At 78.3% G+C, this 1,381-nt stretch carries 1 protein-coding gene and 1 pseudogene; one reads left to right on the top strand and one right to left on the bottom strand.

Annotated features, from left to right (window positions below):
- Window positions 1–1,013: pseudogene (locus tag CCN44_RS42525) on the bottom strand (hypothetical protein); the annotation flags it as partial.
- A 74-nt stretch (window positions 1,014–1,087) separates the two neighbouring features.
- Here CCN44_RS42525 and CCN44_RS42520 point away from each other — a divergent pair.
- A partial coding sequence (locus CCN44_RS42520; protein WP_143650514.1) for an FAD-dependent monooxygenase occupies window positions 1,088–1,381 on the top strand: 294 nt, incomplete at its 3' end.

The raw sequence follows: 1,381 nt of genomic DNA, 5'->3' as shown, positions 1-1,381 counted from the left end.
TCGCGCAGCCAGTCGGCCGTGCCCCGGGTCCAGGCGGGCAGGCGGTGGGCCAGGACGGGCGGCATCTCCTCGGGCCCGTCGAGGACGAGCAGCAGGGGGCGGCCGGCCCGGGCGGCGAGGCGGGCCAGGTGCTCGGGGGTGACGTCGCCGAGGTCCTCGGGCCGGACGCGACGGGACGCGGCGACGATCCGGGCGGCACGCGCCAGCGCGCGGCGGGCGGCGTCGGCCACCGAGTCGTCGGCGTCCTTCAGGTCGGCGCCGCGCAGCCACAGCGTGGGGGCGGGCCGCTCCTGCCGGGCGCGGCGGGCGGCGAGCGCCGCGAGTTCCGTCGTACGACCGCTGCCCGGGGCGCCGACGAGTGCGAGCACCGGCCGGTCGCCCGCGGTGAAGGCGGCCAGCTCCCGGGTGATGCCGGCGCGTTCGAGCGGCTCCAGGGCACCCGGGGGGCCGTCCTGGCCCACCGAGGTGGTGGTGAGCTGGAGGATGCCGGCGAGGTTGAGGTCGGCGCCGTAGCCGGGCACGGTGGCCGCGTTGCGGGCGAGCAGGCCGGCGAGGGCGCCGTCGGCGGGCCGCAGCGGCACCGCGAAGCCCGCGTCGCGCTGGGCGCTGTGCAGCGCGGTGCCGAGGACGCCGACGACGGCACCGGTGCGGGCGTCGAGCACCGGCCCCCCGGCCGCACCGCCGCCGAGCCGGAGCGCGTCCCGGCCCGCCGTGCCGATGGCCAGCTCCAGCGCGTCGTCCAGCAGGTGGAAGCCGTCCGTGGCGGTGTACGTCACCTGGGTGGCGGCCAGCACCCGCGCCTCCCGCTCCGCGTGCCGCCGTACCGCGAGTTCCAGCAGGGCCTGCCGGGTGCGCGCCACGTTCGACGTCGAGCCCTGCGGCAGCCCGGCCGCCTCGTCCACCGCCCGGTGGGTGAGCCCGCGCATGCCGCGCTCGGCGAGCAGGGCCAGGGCGGCGTCGGCGACGAGATCGGCGCGGGAGGCGCCGGTGCTGCTGGGGCTCGTTACGGACATGGGACGACCCTACCCGCCTCACTACCCCTGTAGTACAGTCGCGTGTACTACAGCTGTAGTCACGAGGAGGGGTCATGGCACGGCAGGAACGCGTGATCGTCATCGGCGGCGGCATCGGAGGGCTGGCCGCGGCGGCGGCCCTGCACCAGAAGGGCTCGGCCGTGACCGTGCTGGAACGAGCCCCCGCCCTGGACCCCGTCGGCGCGGCCATCTCCCTCGCCCCGAACGCCCTGCGCGCCCTGGACGTCCTCGGCATCGGCGACGAGATCCGCGACCTGGCCGCCTGGCAGGGCGACGGGGGCCTGCGCACCCCGGGCGGGCGCTGGCTGTCCCGCTCCACCGCCGAGGCCGCCGAAGCGGGCGGCGGC

The organism is Streptomyces tricolor, from assembly GCF_002155905.1.
Taxonomy (GTDB): domain Bacteria; phylum Actinomycetota; class Actinomycetes; order Streptomycetales; family Streptomycetaceae; genus Streptomyces; species Streptomyces tricolor.
This window is presented reverse-complemented; position numbering and strand designations above follow the sequence as displayed.